This is a genomic window from Granulicella sp. 5B5 (genome assembly GCF_014083945.1).
Classification (GTDB): Bacteria; Acidobacteriota; Terriglobia; order Terriglobales; family Acidobacteriaceae; genus Granulicella.
The window spans coordinates 3,302,166-3,317,482 of record NZ_CP046444.1; the positions used below are offsets into that span (position 1 = coordinate 3,302,166).

At 59.5% G+C, this 15,317-nt stretch carries 23 protein-coding genes and 1 pseudogene; 23 read left to right on the plus strand and 1 reads right to left on the minus strand.

The genetic code is table 11. From position 1 onward, the window contains the following. Positions 1–28 precede the first annotated feature (28 nt). Positions 29–3,073, minus strand: coding sequence for a TonB-dependent receptor (locus tag GOB94_RS13870; RefSeq protein ID WP_182276469.1), 3,045 nt, complete (start codon positions 3,071–3,073; stop codon positions 29–31). Positions 3,074–3,240: 167 nt separating this feature from the next. On the opposite strand from GOB94_RS13870, the gene GOB94_RS13875 reads away from it, so the two are divergent. The 23 genes and pseudogenes from GOB94_RS13875 (at position 3,241) to GOB94_RS16720 (ending at position 15,316) form a co-directional block, all read left to right on the plus strand. Beyond that, positions 3,241–3,918 (plus strand): response regulator transcription factor, encoded by a 678-nt coding sequence (locus GOB94_RS13875; RefSeq protein ID WP_182276470.1) that lies wholly within the window; start codon positions 3,241–3,243, stop codon positions 3,916–3,918. Between the two features lie 8 nt (positions 3,919–3,926). After that, on the plus strand, positions 3,927–5,330 hold the full coding sequence (locus tag GOB94_RS13880) for an ATP-binding protein (RefSeq protein ID WP_182276471.1): 1,404 nt from the start codon (positions 3,927–3,929) through the stop codon (positions 5,328–5,330). Between the two features lie 1,061 nt (positions 5,331–6,391). Beyond that, the gene (locus GOB94_RS13890; protein ID WP_220464932.1) at positions 6,392–7,033 is read left to right on the plus strand and encodes an HIRAN domain-containing protein; all 642 of its coding nucleotides are present in this window, start codon (positions 6,392–6,394) and stop codon (positions 7,031–7,033) included. A 238-nt stretch (positions 7,034–7,271) separates the two neighbouring features. Continuing rightward, complete coding sequence (locus GOB94_RS13900; RefSeq protein ID WP_182276475.1) at positions 7,272–7,979, plus strand: helix-turn-helix domain-containing protein; 708 nt, start codon at positions 7,272–7,274, stop codon at positions 7,977–7,979. 164 nt (positions 7,980–8,143) lie between these two features. Beyond that, positions 8,144–8,323 (plus strand): hypothetical protein, encoded by a 180-nt coding sequence (locus GOB94_RS13905; RefSeq protein WP_182276476.1) that lies wholly within the window; start codon positions 8,144–8,146, stop codon positions 8,321–8,323. Continuing rightward, positions 8,320–8,562 carry a hypothetical protein gene (locus GOB94_RS13910; protein WP_182276477.1) on the plus strand — a complete coding sequence of 81 codons (243 nt, stop codon included), beginning with the start codon at positions 8,320–8,322 and terminating at the stop codon, positions 8,560–8,562. Before GOB94_RS13905 ends, GOB94_RS13910 begins: the two co-directional genes overlap by 4 nt. Continuing rightward, entirely contained in the window at positions 8,559–8,978 is a 420-nt protein-coding gene (locus GOB94_RS13915; RefSeq protein ID WP_182276478.1) for a hypothetical protein, read from the plus strand. The genes GOB94_RS13910 and GOB94_RS13915 overlap by 4 nt, the downstream gene beginning before the upstream one ends. After that, positions 8,975–9,190 carry a helix-turn-helix transcriptional regulator gene (locus tag GOB94_RS13920; protein WP_182276479.1) on the plus strand — a complete coding sequence of 72 codons (216 nt, stop codon included), beginning with the start codon at positions 8,975–8,977 and terminating at the stop codon, positions 9,188–9,190. The genes GOB94_RS13915 and GOB94_RS13920 overlap by 4 nt, the downstream gene beginning before the upstream one ends. Then, positions 9,187–9,414, plus strand: a complete 228-nt coding sequence (locus tag GOB94_RS13925; RefSeq protein ID WP_182276480.1) for a helix-turn-helix transcriptional regulator — start codon at positions 9,187–9,189, stop codon at positions 9,412–9,414. Before GOB94_RS13920 ends, GOB94_RS13925 begins: the two co-directional genes overlap by 4 nt. Then, positions 9,411–9,653 (plus strand): hypothetical protein, encoded by a 243-nt coding sequence (locus GOB94_RS13930; protein WP_182276481.1) that lies wholly within the window; start codon positions 9,411–9,413, stop codon positions 9,651–9,653. The genes GOB94_RS13925 and GOB94_RS13930 overlap by 4 nt, the downstream gene beginning before the upstream one ends. Positions 9,654–9,727: 74 nt before the next feature. Continuing rightward, complete coding sequence (locus tag GOB94_RS13935) at positions 9,728–10,030, plus strand: hypothetical protein (RefSeq protein WP_182276482.1); 303 nt, start codon at positions 9,728–9,730, stop codon at positions 10,028–10,030. Continuing rightward, positions 10,027–10,632: an HD family hydrolase gene (locus GOB94_RS13940; RefSeq protein ID WP_182276483.1), complete on the plus strand. Its 606-nt coding sequence runs from the start codon at positions 10,027–10,029 to the stop codon at positions 10,630–10,632. The genes GOB94_RS13935 and GOB94_RS13940 overlap by 4 nt, the downstream gene beginning before the upstream one ends. 380 nt (positions 10,633–11,012) lie before the next feature. Then, positions 11,013–11,240: pseudogene (locus tag GOB94_RS13945) on the plus strand (DNA translocase FtsK); the annotation flags it as partial. 22 nt (positions 11,241–11,262) lie between these two features. Then, positions 11,263–12,063, plus strand: a complete 801-nt coding sequence (locus GOB94_RS13950; protein WP_182276484.1) for a hypothetical protein — start codon at positions 11,263–11,265, stop codon at positions 12,061–12,063. Positions 12,064–12,474: 411 nt separating this feature from the next. Beyond that, entirely contained in the window at positions 12,475–12,927 is a 453-nt protein-coding gene (locus GOB94_RS13955; protein ID WP_182276485.1) for a hypothetical protein, read from the plus strand. Positions 12,928–13,060: 133 nt separating this feature from the next. Further along, positions 13,061–13,339, plus strand: coding sequence for a hypothetical protein (locus GOB94_RS13960; RefSeq protein ID WP_182276486.1), 279 nt, complete (start codon positions 13,061–13,063; stop codon positions 13,337–13,339). Between the two features lie 59 nt (positions 13,340–13,398). Then, positions 13,399–13,584, plus strand: a complete 186-nt coding sequence (locus tag GOB94_RS13965) for a helix-turn-helix domain-containing protein (protein ID WP_182278633.1) — start codon at positions 13,399–13,401, stop codon at positions 13,582–13,584. Beyond that, on the plus strand, positions 13,581–13,742 hold the full coding sequence (locus GOB94_RS13970; RefSeq protein ID WP_182276487.1) for a hypothetical protein: 162 nt from the start codon (positions 13,581–13,583) through the stop codon (positions 13,740–13,742). The genes GOB94_RS13965 and GOB94_RS13970 overlap by 4 nt, the downstream gene beginning before the upstream one ends. A gap of 44 nt (positions 13,743–13,786) precedes the next feature. Next, positions 13,787–14,065, plus strand: a complete 279-nt coding sequence (locus GOB94_RS13975) for a hypothetical protein (protein ID WP_182276488.1) — start codon at positions 13,787–13,789, stop codon at positions 14,063–14,065. After that, on the plus strand, positions 14,062–14,295 hold the full coding sequence (locus tag GOB94_RS13980) for a hypothetical protein (protein ID WP_182276489.1): 234 nt from the start codon (positions 14,062–14,064) through the stop codon (positions 14,293–14,295). The genes GOB94_RS13975 and GOB94_RS13980 overlap by 4 nt, the downstream gene beginning before the upstream one ends. 76 nt (positions 14,296–14,371) lie before the next feature. Next, positions 14,372–14,689 (plus strand): DUF4031 domain-containing protein, encoded by a 318-nt coding sequence (locus GOB94_RS13985; RefSeq protein WP_182276490.1) that lies wholly within the window; start codon positions 14,372–14,374, stop codon positions 14,687–14,689. Beyond that, a complete protein-coding gene (locus tag GOB94_RS13990; protein WP_182276491.1) occupies positions 14,673–14,819 on the plus strand; it encodes a hypothetical protein in 147 nt (48 codons plus the stop codon). Before GOB94_RS13985 ends, GOB94_RS13990 begins: the two co-directional genes overlap by 17 nt. Then, on the plus strand, positions 14,810–15,316 hold the full coding sequence (locus GOB94_RS16720) for a hypothetical protein (RefSeq protein ID WP_220464933.1): 507 nt from the start codon (positions 14,810–14,812) through the stop codon (positions 15,314–15,316). Before GOB94_RS13990 ends, GOB94_RS16720 begins: the two co-directional genes overlap by 10 nt. Position 15,317: the final 1 nt, after the last annotated feature.

Sequence of the window (15,317 nt, forward strand, 5' to 3'; positions counted from 1 at the left end):
TTCGTGTGGAGCGCTGGAATGGCATGGATCAGTGTGCGCCGAGGGTGTAGCGAACGCCGCCGGTGTAGGTTGGCTTGTAGTACTCGCGCTGGTTCACGAAGTTGGTGTTGCCCTGGTAGTAGCCGAAGACTTCGTTGTTGAGGTTGAGGCCGGAGATGACCGCGGAGAAGCCCTTGTAGAAGCGGTAGCTCGCCTGCGCGTCGACCTGGAAGTGTGTGAGTGTGAAGATATCGCCGGAGGGGCCGGTGGTGCCGAGACCGCTGGGATCGGAGCCGGCGACGTATGTGGGCGAGACGTAGTTGTAGCTGAAGAGGCTGGCCTGATCGTAGGCAAGTCCGACGCGAGCCGAGAAACGCTTGGTGTCGTAGGTCGGGCTGAGCTTCCAGGTGTTAGGAGCCTGGTCGATGGTGGTGGGGCGATCGGTGCGCAACGGCAGGCCTTTCTCCTGCGAGGCCGTGTAGCTGTAGTTCGCGCTGAGTCCGAGGCCCTTGAGGACACCGGGCAGATAGTTGAAGTGCTGCTGGAAGCTCAGCTCGAGGCCATAGATGTAGGCGTTCTGGCCGTTGACGTACTGGGTGATGGCGTCGCCGGGGTATTCGGCGAGAACGGTTTGGATGGAGGCAGGGAAGTATCCCGGAGGAAAGGCCGAGAGGCTGAGTCCACCGGGCAGCGTGGTGAGTACCTGCGGGGCCTGGAGCTGCTTGAAGAAGAAGCCAGCTTGCACGAGGCCGAGAGGCTGGAGGTAGTCCTCGTAGAGCAGGTCGTAGTTGTTGGCGTGCTCAGGACGGAGGCTAGGATTGCCGATGGTAACGGCGACGGGGCTCGCGGTGGTGTCCTCTTCCACATACGGAACGAGCTGATAAGGGTCGGGCCGCGCGACGCCGCGCGAGACGACGGCACGGAGCGCGGAGTTGGTGGTGAGAGCGTAACGGGCCTCTACGCTGGGGAGGACGTCGAGGTAGCTGGGATTGTTGTTGACGCCGATGGCGGTGTAGCAGTTGCCAGCCGCGGGCGGCGCAGGAGCGGCGTTGCTCGGGCACTCGACAGACGAACTGCCGCCGGAGTAGGTGCCGGTTTTTGCGCTATAGGTGCCGTAGAAGGTGAGGTTGTAGCCGAAGGTCATCGTGCGGGTGTTCTCGAAACGGATGCCCGTGTTGATGTGTAGCTTGCCGAAGTCCATGTTGTTCATGATGTAGCCGGCGGCGATCTGCTCGACGGTGTGGAAGAGGTTGGGGTAACGGTCGGCGGCGGTCTTTTGCTGGTCGACGTAGCCACCGTAGTTGGTGAGAGTGTAGTTCTCCGCGGTGGTGAAGTTGGAGACCTGACCGTACTGGCCGCCGAAGTAGGTGCCGTTGAAGTAGTCGGTGTTGTTGAAAGAGTCGAGCAGTTGTGTCATGGACGGCGCTGTGCTGGGGAACCCGTCGTAGACGGTCTCGGTGGAGTCCTGGCTCTGATGCGCGTTGGTGAACTTGAAGCCGGCTTCGACGGTGCCGAAGTGGCCCCACCAGTTGTAGCTCTTGGCGTAGGAGGTCTGCGCGGTGAGGTCGAGTTGCGCGTTCTGGCCCTTGGAGATGGTGATGTCTTTGAACTGCCAGTTGGCGGCGCTGAGCAGCGGCGAGGTCTTCGTGTTGTCGCAGTTGGCGAAGTGCGGGTGGTAGAGATCGGTCTGCTGCGAGGGGATGTAGTTGCAGTATTGGGTGGCACCGATCCAGGAGAAGTCGGCCTTCGGGTTTCCGGCGGAGTCCTGCTCATAGGAGCGCGAGGCAGAGATCTGGTAGGTGAAGAGTGAGTCCTTGTGCACGGTGCGGCCGCCAAGAATGAGCGTGCCTACCGACGCGTTGGGGCGCTTGCTGGATGTGTAGAACTTGGGGGCCGAGCCCTTGGTGGTGGCGGTGGGGTAGATCGGGTTGGCGGCGGTGCCACCGATGGCGGCCGATACTGGCTCGTAGTACCACTTGTCGCCATAGTCCTTGAGGTCGGAGTAGAAGCCGTGAGCGTAGAAGCTGGTGCTGTCGGTGAGGCGGTAGTCGGCGCTGCCGTCAAAGCCGTAACGAGTGCGGTAGTAGCGATACTCGCGGATGGTGTTGTTGTCGTAGAAGGGCATGGCGAGGGTAGAGAGCGGATCGAGCGCGGGCTGAATGTTGTCGATGCCGCGGCCGTTGTAATCGAACACCGCGTCGCCGAGGAGGCCGAAGCGCTTGGTTGCGCCGAAACGTTTGCCGCTGGTGCCGCCGAAGTCATAGGAGCCACGGCCGTTGAGGATGTTGGTGTGGCCGCCGTCGCCGTAGAGATCGAGGGTGGGGCGGTCGGAGGCTTCCTTGGTCTTGAGGTTCACACTGGCGCCGATGCCGTTGCCATCCATGTTGGCGAGCAGCGTCTTGTTCATCTGGATCGAATCAACCATGCCCGAGGGGATGATGTCGAGACGGACCTGGCGGACGTTGGGTTCAGGCGCGGGAATGGTGATGCCGTCGACTGTGACGTTGGTGAGGCGCGGTTCGGTGCCTCGCACCTGGATGTAAACGCCTTCGCCTTCGATGCGGTAGAGGGTGACGGATGGGAAGCGGCCGATGGCGTCTGCCACGTTGGCGTTGGGGAGGCTGGTGATGACCTCTGACGGCATGACCTGCATGATGTTGTCGGCGGTACGCGTCTCGTTGATCGATTCGGCTTCGCCGTGCGGACGCGATGCCGTGACCAGAATCTCCTGGCTGGCATTTGCGACCTTCAGATTGAGGTCGAGGCTCAGCGTCTGGCCGGGTGTGACGTCAATGTCAGCGGTCTGCGGAGCGAAGCCGACGTACGAGACGGTCAATGTGTACTTGCCGGCCGGTACATCGGTCATGCGATACGCGCCGTGGTCGTCCGAGACGGCCGTGATGGGGAGAGGCGCAAGCTTCACCTGGGCGCCCGGTACGGCTGCGCCACCGGCGTCGAGCACGTTGCCCTGAATGATGGCTTTGGCGGCAGCGGCCTGCGCGATGAGGCGGCTGGGTGCGGCTACAGCGGATAAGTAAATGAAGAGAGCGAAAGCGAAGAACCTGCGGGACCGACGGAGAAGATGTATTGACACGATACGCTCCTAAGTCCGGGCGCACTCTTGTGGAGTGAGGGCAGAAAGCGACGGTGCGCAGGGACAGTTTGGAGTGTGGCAGCCGTATCTAAGCGCAACCTAAGGAAGTGGTCTCGTCGCGGGCTGTTTCATCGAATATTGATCTTTGCTGCCTACGCTTGAATCACATGCGCATCCTGATCGTTGAAGACAAACGCAGCCTGGCGAACCACATGGGGCGCGCGCTGGAAAACGAGGGCCATACCGTATCCGTTGCCTACGATGGCGACCAGGGGCTGCGGCTGGGCCGGACTGCGGTCTACGACCTGATGCTGCTGGACGTGATGCTGCCCAGGATGGATGGCTTCTCGGTGATACGGTCGTTGCGCGAAGAGCGGTTGCGAACGCAGACGATCCTGGTATCGGCGCGGGACTCGATGGAGGACATTATTCGCGGGCTCGATGCGGGCGCGGATGACTATCTCACGAAGCCGTTTGCGCTCGATGTCCTGCTTGCCAAGGTGCGCGCTACTGAACGGAGAGTTCCGCGCGTAGAGCCGCAGATTGCTCAGTTCGAAGACTTGATCCTGCGGCCACATCTGTGTGAGTTGCAGCGTGGTGACCGCGTGGAGGCGCTCACGCGGACGGAGTGCGCTCTTTTGGACACGCTGATCCGGCGCGCGGGCGTGATCGTCCCGCACCATGTGCTGATTGACGAAGGCTGGGGGCCGGGTGCCGATGTCAGCTTCGACAGCCTCTATGTGTTTATCCGCGCGTTGCGCAACAAGATCACCAAGCCAGGGGAGCGTGCGCTGCTGCATACCATTCGCGGTGTCGGCTACACGCTGCGCGGCGATCTATGCTGAAGGGCCGCATGTCTATCTCCCTCCGTCTCACGCTCTGGTTTGGCGGCGCATTCTTCGCGGTCTGGGTCCTGTTCGGCGTGAGCATGTGGGCGAACCTGCGCGGTACGCTTACGCACGAACGTCATCAGACGCTCTCGCGCCGGCTTGAGCGGCTTCAGGATGTGTTCACGCACGATCAGGCGGCGCCGCCCGTTGATCGCAATCAGGACTTCATCGACTTTGCACACGCCACCGGCAACGGGCTGATGGAGGTCTTTCGCCCCGATGGCACGCGCGCTTTCCCCTCTCCTTCAGAAGCAGCGATGGCCTTTCCATGGCCTCAGTTCAGGGCCGAAACCAAGGGCTTCTTTGTCTCCGTTCCGGCAGCAGGGCAGTCATATTGGGTGCTGGGACAGCCCTTCCTGCTGGCAGGGCAGCACTACGTGCTGATGGCGGCGGCGCCTGACGCCGGCAATGTGCTCGTCGTGAACCGCTTCCTGTGGGGGCTTCTCGCCGCGTGCCCAGTTCTTCTGCTGATCTCCTCAGGGAGTGGTTACTGGATCAGCCGGCGCGCGCTCCAGCCTGTCAGCGCTATCGCGGACACAGCTCGCTCCATCAGTATCGGTAATATCTCGGAACGCATCCCGGTCTCTCCTACTGGCGATGAGCTGCAACGTCTTGCCGAAACCTGTAATGCGATGCTTGACCGGCTGGAATCTTCGGTCAACCAGATCAAGCGCTTCACCGCAGACGCGTCGCATGAACTCCGCGGCCCGCTCTCGTTTACCCGCACGGTCGCAGAGATCGCGATACGCAATCCGGCCGCGGACCCCGAGAGTCGTCAGGCCCTGCTGGATATCGTTGACGAGACGGCCAAAGCCACGGTGCTTCTCGAAGACATGCTTGCCCTGGCCCGCGCAGACTCCCTGCCCGTGTACCTGCCGCGCACACCGCTGAACCTCTCATCCGTCATAAGAGAGGTCTGTGAGATGGCGCAACCCCTTGTCACTCAGCATGGGCTTACGTTGCTGACCCGCTGTGAAGACACGCATGCAATGGTGCTCGGCGACCCTGCATATCTCAAACGCATGCTTTGGATTCTTCTTGATAATGCGATCAAATACTCAAGGACGAACGGCGTGATTGAGGTCCACCTGAGCCCTGGCCTGGAACAGGTAAGCGTGATTGTGCGAGATACCGGCATCGGCATCTCGCAGGCCGATCTGCCGTTTATCTTCGACCGCTTTTATAGAGCCGATCCATCGCGGTGCGCTGTGGAAGGCAGTGGGCTTGGGCTCGCCATTGCAAAATGGATCGCAGAAGCCCATGAAGCGCGCATTTCGGTGGTGAGCGAAGAAGGCGCCGGCACATCCTTCACTGTTGCATTTCCAGAATCAACTGCGATGCCGGGCAGGACCAGGAAGTACGCGTGAACCTTTCATGGCTACTTGCCGATAAGCCCTGACGCTGTGTTGGGCTTATCGGAGACTCATGCATATCTTCGGATATTGAAATGGTAGGCGAGACAGGGATCGAAAACAGGATTGAACCCATTATTTTGCAGTGACTTGCGTCTATAAAGTATTTCTATACCCCTGCTTTATACCCCCATTCGGCATCTCTCGGGCTGCTAGGCGATCTGTTTGCCATGCGGTGATCTCGCGTTCGTCCCATGCAACTACGCCGCCGCCCAGCGGGATGCGCATAGGAAATGTCTTCTGCTCCATGCGTCGATAGATCGTCGGGCGCGACAGGCCCGTCCGGTGCATGACCTCTGGCAAGCGTAGAAAGCATGAGACTGATTGCGCAGGCGTCATCGAGATCTCCGAGATACTTTGCAGACGAGGGTCGGGTGTTGCCTTTCATAGATTGCCCACCCATCGATGATGCCAACCAACTGCGGATTTGATTCGAAAAAATCTAAATGACCGAAATGCTTATCGAAGATTTCGAACTCATCCCAGACCCACGACCTGTGTGAGCTCTGTGGTGTGCTGATCACAATCATCTTCCTGTCCATCACTGGATGGATCGTGAGGGTAACCGGCGCTAGTTCCGTAGCCAGTGCCAGTAATGGCGCGGGGAGTGCGGGAGTGATGGCGGCTGCAGCGGCAGTGCATAGGAATTGGCGGCGGTTCATTCGAGTATCCTCTTGCAAATCTGAGCGACGTTGTAGGCAAACCATAGGAGCCCATCATCTCCAGCCTTCGTCCACCAAACGCGCGAGTTCGAGAGACTGTAATCGACCTCGGGATGCTCGGCCATGTAAGCGCGCGTCTCGCGATCCGTTACGACGATATTGGGTCGCTTCATTTGCTTGGCCTCATGCTGCGGAAGGAGCGGTTTTATGCGTTCGCAAAGATGGCGCGCACGATGTTGGTGGCCGTAATTATCAATGCGAAGCCTACCAACAGGCGCACACGCATCTCGGATGTAAGTTGAAAACGTTTCATGGATTCTCCTAGGTTTACGTCTGTACTTCAAAGTTGTTTCCATGCGTTATGCTGGATGGCATCATTCTCATCCCATCGAGGCAGAGCTTATGGATATTGTCTTGTTGTGCGCGATCACGGCCATTGCGATCAGCGTGATTGCATATGTCGCATTTCACAACCCTGACGTCGACGCCTCTACGGCCGGCGTTATTCCGGCACAGCCTCCGCAAGCCGGACGCGCCATGCTGCCGGGCTTCTATGAGCATCCGGCTGGGGACGATGCGTTGATGGATATTGCGGCGGAATCCCTGGGCGGTCTCGGATGGTTCCGGTCGAAGATCGCAGGAGTGTCCTTCCGAAACGAGGATGGGACTTCCCGGCAGTATGCGTTGATCGCACTCGACATCGGCGCTGTGCTGCACATTGTTCCAGACCCCGATAACCCTAAGGACGAGAATGCTTTTGCCATTTATACGAAGGATTGGGAGCAGCTCGGGTATCTGCCGCGCCATACAGCCGAGGACATGGCTGGGCGATGGTACAACGGCGAGCGCTATGTCGGAGTGCTGCTCAAGCGTGATTTTGTGGGAGAACGGATGAACTGCGGAGCCATTATTGGGCTGCTGCAACTCTCGCGTGTGAAAGCCCGCGAGTATGGATTGTTGGACGATGGCGATCATTCTGAAACTACCTTGTCTTGATATCGCTCGGGATACAGGATTTCGTTCTCAGAGATCGCATGATGAAGGAACTCTTTGATCTTGGCAGCCACACGTGGCGATGCATTTGCGGTGCCAGCCTCGATCTTCGAATAGTGAGGCCGGGAAACGCCAACTGCCTTCGCGACATCCTGTTGTGAAGGCTTTCGTGGATCGGCAGCGCGAACTTTACTGAGCGGCGTAGACATCTTGAAAGGAATTATGGTGCATCAAATGAACTATGTCAATGTTCATGGAGAAAACATTTATCCCACTCGTCCTCCCGCAAGCTATGTTTATGTTCGAGATTGGGAACATCTTCAAGGTTCGTCGTGAGAAACTCCGCATGTCTGCACAGCAAGTTGCAGATCTTGCCGGTATATCGCGTTCATACTATACAAAGCTGGAAAACGGAGATAACGATGGCACTCTCAAGACGCTTGTTGCCATCTGCGGAGCACTCCGGCTAGACTTTGAAACTCTGTTCACATCGACAGGAAACGCCCGCATTCTGGAAGACGATATGCGGCGCGTCCCATTGATGACATTGGCGCAAGCCTATGCCTGGATACAGTCAGGTGCAGAGATTCGAGGAGCCGATATGTACCCATCGATTTCAATCAATATTGACTGCTCACCGCGGACTATAGGTGTTGTGCTCTCCGATGATTCCATGGAGCCACAATTCAGCAAGGGCGATACCATCGTGTGCGATTTGAATATAAACCCTCGGCCCGGCTGCGTGGTTCTTGCAACAAATACCGAGACACAGGCCTCCATGATTCGCATCTATGCCGACCTTGGCACTGATGAAGCCGGCGAAAAAATATTTGAACTGCGCCCGCGTAACAGTTTTTATCCAACGCTCCGATCAGATCGCAAGCCGTTGTTTGTGACGGCTGTAGGTATCGAGCGTCGAGAGCCGCTCATTGATCCCATGGTGATGTAAAGGAACAGCACGAAAGAAAGGCGCTCACGGATGTTCATGCCGTGAGCTTTTTTCTGCTTGACAATGTTCTCAATATGAGCAATGCTCTAGTTCATCTTATGAACAGCACTGCGAACGGGCGAGACTATTGCGAACGCTGCCTTGGGGGCAAGGATTCTCCGGGGATGGTGCACAGCCGGCTGACGGGTGAGCGCTATCTGTGCGACGACCCATTCCACGATCAACCGTGCTGGCCGCAGGCTTCCGCGACCGGCGGCGAGTTGACTATCGCCTACAACGGTGGCGAGACCCTGAACCATGATGAGGCCGCTCTCCGCGCTGCTGACTGCGAGGTGCGCGCATGAGGCCTGTGCTCAAGATCGAAGGGTCGGTAGACGGCGTGACCGTGTCTCTGCTCTGCGAGGTGCCTTGTGACGGTGTGTCTCCGCTGCAGGTCGAGCGGAGTTTTCTGACGCATCGCACGTTCTTTCCTCGCGGGCTTGGTGAGACGGCAGCATCGATGACGCCGGTGAATGCCGAACTTTGGTTCGCATGCCTGTTCGGCTCGTTTTCCGAGAGCAACATCGCAGAGGTGAGTCGATGAGGCCCCGCAAGACGTTGCTGCTACTCGCGCGCAATGATGGCGAGCTCGGTTTATGGCGCATGCGGCTGGAGACGGCCGGGTATCGCGTGGTTTGTGCGCTGGACCTGGACGAGTTGGCGCGCGGGCTGAATGAGAATCCGGAGACGGCGGTCGTGGTCTCGCAGTGGGGATCGCCGGATGTGGCGCGGGTGTTGAAGGGCTTCCACGCCGTGATGATCGGTGCGGAGGCGAAGCTGCTGCTGATCGATTTGCCGCAGTCGCCGGACTATGTTTGCGATGCAATCGAGACTAGCGGCCCTGCGCTGGTAGCGCGGGTGCGCGAGCGGGTGAAGGTGCTGGCTGCACGCAGGCGCGGACCGAAGAGGATGGCCGGGCGTGAGTTGGCTCCGGCAGTGTTTGAGGCGGTGCCGGCATGAAGAGCTTCCATGAGTTTTCGACTGATTTTGGCGCATGGCTGCGCGAGGCCCGCAAGGCGAAGAAGTTGTCGATGACGGAGCTGGGGTTGCAGATGGGCGGCTTCCATCGCAACACCATCCTGCGTTGGGAGATGGGCAGCACATTGCCCGACGTCCGCGAGTATGCGTTGCTGCAGCAGGTACTGGAAGCGAAGTTCGAGGGGATCGCATGACGGAGGCCCAGTTTGCAAAGAAGTATGGGCAGCGGTTGCGGGCGGCGCGCACGTCGTTGAAGCGTGGCGGCGCGGATATCTCTTTGAAGTCGATCGCGGCATTTGCGGGTGTGAGCGTGGCGCAGCTGCTGCGCTGGGAGCGCGGCGACCGGCTACCCACGGTTTGGCAGCATCACCTGCTGATTGAGTTGCTGGGGCCCGCGTTCGATCTGGAGACTGCATGAGCATCCGTATCCCGTCCGAGCCGTGGCCCACGCCTGCGAAGGTGCGCGGAGTTTGCCGGTTCTGCGACGAGGTTCCGGATGGCGATCGTGCGAGCTTTATCGACGACCTGGCGACGCGGTGCAACAAGGTGGCCTGCGTACTGGCGTGGGAGCAGTGGCGAGAGATGGCGATTCGCGCCGAGAGGCGCAATAGCGAGGCGTTGAAGAGGTTGAAGGCTGGACGAAGGAGAGCGGCATGAGGGAGATGGCGATGGATGGCGTGATGGAGCAAGCCCCGGCGATCGTGGCATTGAACAGGATCCCGAGGGATGAGATGCGACAACTGGTTTATGGCGACGTTGGGCTGCGGATCTTCGAGAGTCAGACATTGGAGCGGGTCGGCGATATGGACCCCGAGGAGCTTGCCGAGACGGGCCGGGAGCTGCGGTGCGTGGCGCTGATTGGATTGCTGGCGATCCTGCTGCTAGGCGCAGTCTGTGGCATCGCAGTGCGGTACATTGCGTTGCGCCCAAGGCCGCACGTCACGATGACGTTTTATTGGGATGAGCAGCCTGCGCCCTCGGCGACGCAGCCTTCAACAGATGCGAGCGCCGTCGCGAGGCAGGTGCAACTGTGAGCAGCGTGATTCGCACCTGGACTGGCAAGCTGATCGACCTGGCGTCGCCGCGTATCGAGGACATCGACATCTACGATATTGCGCACGCGTTGGCTTATATCAACCGCTTCACGGGGCACACGCGGGCCAGCTATACAGTCGCCGAGCACAGCGTGCTTTGTAGCGCGTGTGGTGCTCCGGAGGATGCGCTGGAGAAGCTGATGCACGACGCGACCGAGGCATACCTCGGCGACGTATCGAGTCCACTGAAGTCGTTGCTGACCGAGTATCAGTTGCTGGAGCGGCGTTGGATGGAACTGGTGCGCCAACGGTTTCAGCTCGGCGCGCTGGATTCGTCTGAGGTGAAGCGCATCGACCACCTGGCGCTGCTGGCGGAGATGGAGAGCAAACTCTCGCGCGCGGGGACGCCGATAGATATCACTCAGCATGATCCGCAGAGCGGTGCAGTGCTGCAGGCGATGCGTTACGCCATCCGCAACCCGGACGGCGTGGGTCACAAGTATTGGGAGCAGGCGTTCCTGAACCGCTTCCATGAGCTAGTCGCCCAACGGGCGCTGGCGCAGATCGACTGCGATTTGCAGGTGCGGATAGGAGAGCGGTGATGCCGAACGTGCTTGAGAACCTGTGGTGCTCTCTGGATGACGAAGAGTTGTTGGTGCGCGGGCAGATGCTGTCGCATGTTGCGCAGCAGTACGAGATCGTCGAGAAGCAGAAGAAGGATGCGACGAAGGCGTTCGCCGAGGAACTTGGCGATCTCCGTTCGGAGAGGTTGGAGCTTGCGCAAGCCATCCGGGAGAAGCGCGAGAAGCGGATGGTCGAGTGCGTTGTTGAATTTCATTCGCCGGCCCAGGGCACCAAGCGCTATACGCGCCTGGATACAGGTGAGTTCGTACGTGACGAGCCGATGACACCGAGCGAGATGCAGCAGAACCTCTTTGCTCCTGACGGCCCTTCGCGTGGGAATGGTGAGCCGCGTGGGGCGGAAGACGACGAGCTCTTTGAGGATGCAGTACGGCTCGTCATCGAGTTTGGCAAAGCCTCCACGTCACTGCTGCAGCGTCGTCTGCGGATCGGGTACGGCCGCGCGTCGCACCTGGTCGACATGATGGAGAAAAAAGGTTTAGTTGGCCCTGCGGATGGTTCCAAGCCGCGTGAACTGATCGATCCCAAGCCTGAACCGACTGACGGCAACGGACCCACCTTGATGTAGAGCAATACCCAGGAGAGCAGCGATGGACACCTTGGAAGTGATCTGGACGAAAGACGAGCAGGGCGTCGAATGGGTAAACGACGCATGCGGCAACAAGTGCTCCGTAGCCTGGTTTGGCAGCCGCGAAGCGGCTGAAAAATCTTTGCGGAGTCTGGAGGACTGCGACGACTGTGTGAACTGCAGCTACTGCCGCTCCTGCAGCTCCTGCCGCTACTGCCGCTACTGCAGCGACTGCAGCTCCTGCCTCTCCTGCAGCTCCTGCCGCTACTGCAGCGACTGCCGCTACTGCCGCTCCTGCAGCTCCTGCAGCGACTGCCGCTACTGCAGCGACTGCAGCTACTGCAGCTCCTGCCGCTACTGCAGCTACTGCAGCGACTGCAGCTACTGCAGCTACTGCAGCTCCTGCAGCTACTGCCGCTACTGCCGCTCCTGCAGCGACTGCCGCTCCTGCAGCTCCTGCCGCGAAAAAAATGGCGACAGCACCGGCGGCCAAAAGCTGCCGCCGGTGCAGATCCCCAAGATCGAGAACATTCACGCGGTGATCTACGAAGCCTGTTCTGCGCCCGGCGCCTTGGATATGTCGGCTGTGCATACGTGCGGATCGACGCATTGCCGCGCTGGATGGACAACGACGAAGGCTGGTGCGGCTGGCGCAGCGCTTGAAGCGCGGTTCGGTTGGCTGCTCGCGGCCATGATGATCTATCGCGAGAGCGGCTACCAGATCAGCCCGAACAAGTTCTTTGAAACCGATGAGGTTGCGATGGAGGACATGCGCAAGTTGGCTGAGCAGGAGGTTGCGGCATCCGCTGCCGCGCAGGGATAATTCGCGGCTGCTTACGGCAGGTATTGACCACGGGATAGCAGAGGAGTTCGTCCTTGTTTGGTGATGTGTTGATGGCTTCCGGTGACGCCGGAGGTGGTGTTTCGGGTGAGGTCTACACCCGTGGAGGGCAACTGATCTGCACCACGCTACAAGCGTGGGAGCGGCAGAGACGGAGAGCCTATGGCCGGGAGCGCGGGTTGTGCGAGGAGTGTGGCAATGAAGCTCCCCTGCACACTCGCTGGATATATGGCGTCAGGTTCCATGCGGGACATGCGGTGCCGCGTTGGCCTGGTATTCGTGACGATCATGCTTCGAGACTGCGCTGGTGTTGCTGGCGCTGCCCTCGAAGGAAACCACAACTGCTGCATGAGCGGCGCGCAACCCGGATGTTGAAGGTAAGGAGATGACAGCATGGCAAGCCAAAAGGCGTCAAGGGAGACTAAGTTGTACAACGCGCGGCGTGCAGAGCAGCGGCGCAATCTGCGAGCGAATGCGAAGAAGGCTGGGACGCTGGTCTCTGTGCTGGAGATGGAGCATGCCGTGAAGGCCGCGACCAGTTCGGCGCTGGGGGAGTTTGCGGCTGCATTGCAGCCAATCTCCGTCGCGTTGACTCCTGGACAGGTGCAGCAGATTGGCCTTGCAGCTAAGGATGGAGCTGTTGCCGGTACGCATGCAGTGGCCGATGCGGAGAAGGACTCTGGTGAGAAGCAGCTGCATCGCCGCGTGGTGGTAAAGGTCTATGACCGCGAAGGTGTGCTGATCGAAGAGAATACGAAGCATTTGAACCTTACCGACACCCTGGAGTTGAACGTGAGCGCCTTCAATATCAATTCATGTATCACCAGCGCAGAGGACGGGCGCTAGGCAAAGGATTCTCCAGGTGCGTGGCCTGGGGATGTAGCAGCGAGCCAAGACTCGCGGCAACCTCCTGTTCCCGGCGGCAGTCCATTCATGCTGCCGCCGGGGATTTTTACCGGGATGCAATCGAGGAGTTGCGATGGACTATAAGTCGAAGAAGACGATGTGCAGCAAGTGTGGTGTACGGCCTCGGCGCAACGGGCAAGGCTACTGTGCAGATTGTTGCCGCGACGCGGTAAGCATTGCTCGCGATACCGAACGCATCTTTGTGCGGATGATGATAGCTGCGCTCGAGGCCCGGGGATTCGACGTGAAAAAGATGCGCAGCCAGGCGCGGGAGCGAGTGCTGGCGAAGCGCGGTATCGCCGGCGCACGAATGGTGCCATCCGAGTTGACAGGTGCGAGGGTGTGGCAATGACGAAAGCCGGATCAAAGTCGGCGAAGTTTGTGGAGAAGATGTCGCACTCGCCAGAGGTGATGGATGTCCGGCAGTCGGCGGCATATCTCGGGATCTCGGACGACACACTCTACCGGTATGCGTCGGAAGGATTTGTGCCAGCGTTCAAACTTGGCAACCGCTGGCGATTTCGTAAGTCTCTGCTGGATGCATGGATGGATAAGCAATCTGGCGCGGCGCCGGCACCGAAGGCGACTGCGCGATGAGTGCGGAGGCCGTCAGGAGATGGACAGCCGCGCAGCTCGCTGATGAACTGCGTGCCGAGATGGCGCGTGATGGAACGCTGACCGAGATCGTTGACGCGAAACTGGACGAATTGAAAAGGAAGGCTGAGGAGAGCGATGAGCCAGACAACGGGGATTGAGTGGACAGATGCAACGTGGAATGAGATGCCGAGGATGGCCAGCCATGGGTAAGGGGCTCGACTGGGCGAAGCGGAAGACGGGGCAGGGGATGGCGGAGTGGATTCGGAAGTCGTCGACGGTGGGTGGCGGCGGGTGCCTGTGCGTCTGCGTGGTGCGCGTGGATGACCTGGCGATTGCCGCCGATCCGCTGCTCGCGCCGCGCGACGTGGAACTGCTGCTGGCAGACCGCGCTCCGGAGCTGCATGCCCTGCTCGAGAGTCAGCGCAAGGAAGCCCTGGCGAAGTTGGATCAACGTAACGAGAAGACACGGATGGTTGGATGATGTTCACGCAAAAACAGGTAGAAGAGCTGGTGGAAAACGCTGTAAAGACAACGATTCGGGCGACTCTGAACCGGGCCGCGCAGCTGGTGTCCGATGTTACGGCGCGAGATGTCGAAATGGTTGCTGGTGGCTGCGTGTTGCGCGGGGTTCCGCTCCGTGAGGCTGCAAAACTCGACCGCGCGGATGTTGCGGCTGCGCAACTCTTGAAGATGGCGAAGGAGGTTATGTGATCGAGCTCAGTTTTGCCGATGCCATTGCCTTCGCGGCGATCGCGGCGGTGATCTATGCGTATCTCCGGAGGTCCCGATGAGTGTCTACGTTGACCCCGTGATGGAGCATGGTGGCTCAAAGGAGTTCAGGTGGACGCGCAGTTGCCACATGTATGCCGACACTCTCGACGAGCTGCACGCGATGGCGCTCCGGATTGGAATGAGGCGCGCTTGGTTTCAGGACAAAGAGAAGTTGCCGCACTATGACCTGGTCCCGGCTCGGCGCAAGGAAGCGGTTGCGGCTGGTGCCATCGAACACACGCGCGAGCAGATGGTGCAGTTCATGCGGCAGCGTATGGGTCTGAGCGAGGGGCAGCGAAGTTTGTTTGGAGGCGGCGATGAAGGAAGAGTTTGAAAAGTGGTTTACAAGATGGTGGCGTGGCAAGCCGGAGGGACCAGGCTATCGCCGCTGTCGTGCGCTGGGTTGGGCGATGTGGCAGGAGCTGAAGGGCGAGAAAGAAAGCGAGGAGAAGAGATGCGAGTAAATGTCTATGCGGAAGAGATGACCGAACGGGTCGAGATCATCTCGAAGGAGATTGATGGCAACCAGTTTACGGGGTTGAGGTTCTATCTTGAGCTGCCTTGTACGGTGAATGGCGAGAACGTCAGCGGTCCGTTCATGCACCGGCCAGGGGGTGATGACTCGGCGGCCGTCACGTTCTGGGGCAAGCGAGATCTCCGGACGGTATTACGGCTGGCGCTGCAGATGCTGGATAAGCACTATCGTGCGAAGCTTCCGCAGCCTGTGTTTCTCGATGCCGGTGGCGGAGACATCTATGCCGGGCGTTCGCGTGAGGCGGTGATTGCCTTCATGCGTGAGAATGTCGAGGACTTCGATGAATCTCTTGTCAAAGAAGTTCCTGGCACTCTGAAGATGCTCGGGAGCGACGAGAACGGAGAACCTGCTGGCGCGATGGTGTCTCTCGAAGATGAGTATGGGGAGAGTGAAGACCCTGAACTCATCTGCACGACGAACACTTAGC

Bases quoted from the DNA above. Each gene is read 5' to 3' on its own strand.
- GOB94_RS13880 (WP_182276471.1), top strand. From the start codon at position 3,927: ATGTCTATCTCCCTCCGTCTCACGCTCTGGTTTGGCGGCGCATTCTTC.
- GOB94_RS13990 (WP_182276491.1), top strand. From the start codon at position 14,673: ATGAAGGAAGAGTTTGAAAAGTGGTTTACAAGATGGTGGCGTGGCAAG.
- GOB94_RS13935 (WP_182276482.1), top strand. From the start codon at position 9,728: ATGCGACAACTGGTTTATGGCGACGTTGGGCTGCGGATCTTCGAGAGT.
- GOB94_RS13975 (WP_182276488.1), top strand. From the start codon at position 13,787: ATGGGTAAGGGGCTCGACTGGGCGAAGCGGAAGACGGGGCAGGGGATG.
- GOB94_RS13915 (WP_182276478.1), top strand. From the start codon at position 8,559: ATGAGGCCCCGCAAGACGTTGCTGCTACTCGCGCGCAATGATGGCGAG.
- GOB94_RS13875 (WP_182276470.1), top strand. From the start codon at position 3,241: ATGCGCATCCTGATCGTTGAAGACAAACGCAGCCTGGCGAACCACATG.
- GOB94_RS13930 (WP_182276481.1), top strand. From the start codon at position 9,411: ATGAGCATCCGTATCCCGTCCGAGCCGTGGCCCACGCCTGCGAAGGTG.
- GOB94_RS13905 (WP_182276476.1), top strand. From the start codon at position 8,144: ATGGTGCACAGCCGGCTGACGGGTGAGCGCTATCTGTGCGACGACCCA.
- GOB94_RS13960 (WP_182276486.1), top strand. From the start codon at position 13,061: ATGGACTATAAGTCGAAGAAGACGATGTGCAGCAAGTGTGGTGTACGG.
- GOB94_RS13950 (WP_182276484.1), top strand. From the start codon at position 11,263: ATGGACACCTTGGAAGTGATCTGGACGAAAGACGAGCAGGGCGTCGAA.
- GOB94_RS13985 (WP_182276490.1), top strand. From the start codon at position 14,372: ATGAGTGTCTACGTTGACCCCGTGATGGAGCATGGTGGCTCAAAGGAG.
- GOB94_RS13925 (WP_182276480.1), top strand. From the start codon at position 9,187: ATGACGGAGGCCCAGTTTGCAAAGAAGTATGGGCAGCGGTTGCGGGCG.
- GOB94_RS13890 (WP_220464932.1), top strand. From the start codon at position 6,392: ATGCGTTATGCTGGATGGCATCATTCTCATCCCATCGAGGCAGAGCTT.
- GOB94_RS13965 (WP_182278633.1), top strand. From the start codon at position 13,399: ATGGATGTCCGGCAGTCGGCGGCATATCTCGGGATCTCGGACGACACA.
- GOB94_RS13955 (WP_182276485.1), top strand. From the start codon at position 12,475: ATGGCAAGCCAAAAGGCGTCAAGGGAGACTAAGTTGTACAACGCGCGG.
- GOB94_RS13970 (WP_182276487.1), top strand. From the start codon at position 13,581: ATGAGTGCGGAGGCCGTCAGGAGATGGACAGCCGCGCAGCTCGCTGAT.
- GOB94_RS13910 (WP_182276477.1), top strand. From the start codon at position 8,320: ATGAGGCCTGTGCTCAAGATCGAAGGGTCGGTAGACGGCGTGACCGTG.
- GOB94_RS16720 (WP_220464933.1), top strand. From the start codon at position 14,810: ATGCGAGTAAATGTCTATGCGGAAGAGATGACCGAACGGGTCGAGATC.
- GOB94_RS13980 (WP_182276489.1), top strand. From the start codon at position 14,062: ATGATGTTCACGCAAAAACAGGTAGAAGAGCTGGTGGAAAACGCTGTA.
- GOB94_RS13900 (WP_182276475.1), top strand. From the start codon at position 7,272: ATGTCAATGTTCATGGAGAAAACATTTATCCCACTCGTCCTCCCGCAA.
- GOB94_RS13920 (WP_182276479.1), top strand. From the start codon at position 8,975: ATGAAGAGCTTCCATGAGTTTTCGACTGATTTTGGCGCATGGCTGCGC.